This is a genomic window from Oleiphilus sp. HI0117, from assembly GCF_001635235.1.
Map to the genome: position 1 here is coordinate 1 of NZ_LWGA01000579.1, position 4,199 is coordinate 4,199.

The window sequence follows — 4,199 nt, forward strand, 5'->3', positions numbered from 1 at the left end:
AGTGATGATACGCAAGCTGGCCTTTGCTCTATCACTACTCGGTGTATTGATTGCTGAGTCTGTTTTCGCTCTTGGAATTGGTGAGGCGACTGTAACGTCTGCACTTAACCAACCCTTAAAAGCTGAAATAGAGCTTGTAAACTCAGGTGATTTCTCGGCAGAAGAAATTCTTCCTGGACTAGCAACGCGCGAAGAGTTTTTAAAAGCGAATGTCGACCGTGTTTACTTTTTATCCGATCTGAGGTTTAAAGTTGAAACGAATGCCGATGGTAAGCTTGTCGTTGTTCTTACGACAAACAAACCTGTCCGAGAGCCGTTTTTAAATTTCTTAGTAGAAGTGATTTGGCCAAGTGGCCGACTATTGCGTGAATACGCTTTGTTGATTGATCCTCCATTATTTTCAGAAGACCCTGTCGCACCGGTTAAAGCTGCAAGTGTTACGACGCAGGTAGCGCAAACTGGCGATGTTTTTAATGTACCAGAGCCTGCACCGGTAAGTCGCCGTTCTGTTGCTAACCCTTCGACTGGTATTTCAGGTGGTGAGTACGGCCCAACTGGTAGCTCTGATACGTTATGGGATATCGCAATCAAGGCGCGGCCAAATAGAAGTGTTAGCCCTCAGCAGGTTATGTTGGCTATTCAGGACCTAAATCCAGGTGCCTTCATTCAGGGTAATATCAATAAATTGAAGGCAGGTCAGGTTCTACGTTTGCCCAGCCTTGAGCAGATTAAGCAGCGTTCAACGCATCAGGCAATAGAAGAAGTTATTTCGCAGAACGAGTCTGCGAGAGGCAAACGCTCGAAGTCGGTAGCTTCAAGCCAAGCACCGAAAACTGACGTTAATCAGCCAGCAGTTAAGCGGGCTGGTGATGAACTCAAGCTTGTTGTTGCTGAAAAGACAAACGACGGTGCTAGCAGTGCTAACTCTGGTAGCTCTGCAACAGGCGGCAGTAACGGTAAAGAGACTGATCCGAAGCTAGCGATTACGCTAGAAAAATTGGATAAAGCGAGTATCGAGAATAAAGAGTTAAATAGTCGTGTTTCTGACTTAGAAGAACAGCTACAAACCTTGCAAAGACTCCTTACATTAAAGAATGATCAGCTAGCAAATATTCAGACGCAAATGCGAGTCAATGAGCTAGCGGAAGCGAAGGCTGCGCAGGAAACTGAGGAGCTATCTGAGGCTGATAAGCTGATGGCAATGCCTGACGCAGTTGCTGAAAATGCTGCTGAGGCTTCTGATCAGACGGTAGCCGCAAAAGACGCTATGGCTGAAGCTAAGGAAAGTACTGAGCAAATTGCAGCGATGCCAAAGACTGAGCAAGCAGGTCAGGCCGAGAGCATGAAACCTGCTGAGAAATCGCCAGCAGTTGAAAAGGCTAAGTCTATTGAAATGCCTGTAAGCAAGCCAGCTAAGGCTGAGCAGAACATTATCGAAGTGATCGTTGGTAATCCTCTCTACTTATCAATTGCTGTTCTAGTTGTTGTGCTGGTTGTGTTTGTCCTCTGGTTGGTTTCGCGTAATAACGCTAAGCGTGAGCAAGAGTTTCAGGCAATGCACGATAGTGACGAAATTGAATATGAAGAAGAGGGCGAAGATGCGCTATCGTCGGAAGACGATTATCAGGATGCTGAAGAAGACGGCATGCAAGTTGAATCTTTAGATAGCCCTCTTGAAGATGATGACGAATACATAGATGAAGACTTATTTGCTGAAGAAGAGCCTGCCGTCTCTGGCGAGGAAAATGAGGATGTAATCGCTGAAGTTGATGTTTACATTGCCTATGGCAGACTGGATCAGGCTGCAGCAGTTCTTGAAAGTGCAATTTCAGAAGAACCTGTTAGAACAGACTTGCGCTTGAAGTTGCTGGAAGTATATAAGCAAAGTGGTGATACTGAAGCATTTAACCGCCAGTATAGCGAATTAGAAGCAATTCAGGATTCTGAAGCCTTAGATCAAGCGAGCGCTATCCGCGGAGATATGCTGGATGAGCAGTTGGTGTCGCTAGAAGATAAAGAACATGAGCTTGAGCTAGATCGCGAGATGGAAGAGGTTGAGGCCTCAAAACGCGAGGTTGAAGCGTCTATTGAGGCTGAAGCTGAAGCGCTTGAGGAAGAACCACAATCTTTTGACTTTGACAGTGTTGAACTAGATGAAGAGCATGATCTAGGTATTGATGAATCACTCGATGCAGAATTAACTGCTGACTTGGATGACTCGCTTCTAGAGCCTAGTGATGTGCTAGACGAAACTGTAGATGAGATTACTGATGAGTTGTCAGACTCTGGTGAGTTTGATGATGCGATTCTTGACGTGGATCTTGATGACATAGATTTAAGCGGCGAGCTTGAGAAAGAAACCGAGATTCAGCTGCCTTCAGATTTAAGTGATTCAGCCATCGTTGAATCATTAGCTCAGGGCGGAGAAGGAGATTTAGAGTCTGACGCAACATTAGGTGCCGAAAAGCCGGTTATCAGCGATGATATTCTTGAGCAAGCTTCAGATAAGATGAATGCAGATCAGTCGTTTGATGAAGACCTTGGTGATGCAAGCGAGTTTGACTTCCTTGAAGGTACTGATGAAGCGTCTACCAAGCTTGACTTGGCACGAGCGTATATCGATATGGGTGATATCGAGGGCGCCAAAGATATACTAGAAGAAGTAACTAAAGAAGGCAGTTCTGAGCAGCAAGCAGAGGCGGCTGAATTGCTAAGTTCATTGGACTAATTATTTTGCAGTGGTAGTTTTTGGATGAAACTTGTCTTAATTAGACGACCTGAGTTGACTCTCAAATGAGTTCTGGTCATCTTTCGAATGACACGGCCGGTAACGAAATCGTTACTGGCCGTGTTGCGTTATGCTTGTCATATAATGGTAGTGCTTATCACGGGTGGCAGTCTCAAAAGAGTGGCTTACCTACCGTTCAAAAATACTTACAAGAGGCTGTATCAAGTGTCGCCAATCAGTCCATAGAGCTTGTTTGCGCGGGCAGAACCGATAAGGGTGTGCACGGTGCTCATCAGGTTGTTCATTTTGACACCGAAGTGCAGCGTAGTGAAAGAGCGTGGGTTTTTGGTAGCAACTCAAACCTACCAAAAGATATCAGTGTTTCATGGGCTGGCTGTGTTGACTCTGAGTTTCATGCGCGATTTTCTGCTACCAGTAGGCGCTATCATTATGTGATATACAATCACCCGGTCAGGCCTTCAATCTTCCATAATGAAATGACTTGGTGTCATGACCCCTTAGATGAAATAAAGATGCACCAGGCAGCTCAATGTTTGGTGGGTGAGCATGACTTTAGCTCGTTCAGGGCTGTAGGCTGCCAGTCAAGAACGCCGTTTCGGTTTGTCGAATTTATTAATGTTCAACGCTTCGGCGATATTTTAGTTATTGATATTAAGGGAAATGCATTTTTGCATCACATGGTTCGTAACATTGCTGGTGTTTTGATGGAAATAGGTAAGCAGAGAAAACCAGTAGATTGGTGTGCCGGGGTGCTCGAAGCACGAGACCGGACTAAGGGGGGAGTGACTGCGCAGCCAAATGGTTTGTTCTTAACGCATGTCGATTACCCCTCCCATTTTGGTGTGCCTGTATCTCAAGGAGCGCCGTCGATAATTCGCTCAATGATTGCAAGTGCATCGGGAAGCATGGACAATGATGCAGATCTGTGGCGTATTTCTCATAGGCTCGACTAGTTAAGCATTGTAGTATGTATGGTCTGGCCCTGTGTTTTAGGAAGCGAGCAGCGCCTCAACTATTTTTCACTATTATGCAGTCTAGCAAATCGATATAATGCTGACGCATATTTATTTTTAGCTAAAGGGTTGTGCAAGACAAAGTGCGCACTAGAACAAAAATTTGTGGTATAACATCTTTAAGTGATGCCTTGGGTGCCGTGAACGCCGGTGCTGATGCGCTTGGTTTTGTTTTTTATGAACCGAGTCCGCGTTATGTTTCTCCTGAACTTGCTTGCGATATTATTGCTAAACTTCCACCTTTTGTTTCTGCTGTAGGTTTATTTGTTAATGCTTCTAAGTCTTATGTGAAAGAGGTTTCTAACCTAGCCTCGCTAAGCCTTATTCAGTTTCACGGCGATGAAAACGAAGATTTTTGTTCAAGCTTTGATCGTCCTTATATTAAAGCCGTGCGTGTTCAGTGCGAGCAAGATATTCTAGAGGCCGATAAACATTAC

At 45.0% G+C, this 4,199-nt stretch carries 2 protein-coding genes and 1 pseudogene; all 3 read left to right on the plus strand.

Annotated features, from left to right (window positions below):
- On the plus strand, positions 1-2,728 hold a 2,728-nt coding region (locus A3757_RS06310; RefSeq protein ID WP_068739323.1), incomplete at its 5' end, for a FimV/HubP family polar landmark protein.
- A gap of 65 nt (positions 2,729-2,793) precedes the next feature.
- Positions 2,794-3,702, plus strand: coding sequence for a tRNA pseudouridine(38-40) synthase TruA (gene truA / locus A3757_RS06315; protein WP_068513664.1), 909 nt, complete (start codon positions 2,794-2,796; stop codon positions 3,700-3,702).
- A 143-nt stretch (positions 3,703-3,845) separates the two neighbouring features.
- Positions 3,846-4,199: pseudogene (locus tag A3757_RS06320) on the plus strand (phosphoribosylanthranilate isomerase); the annotation flags it as partial.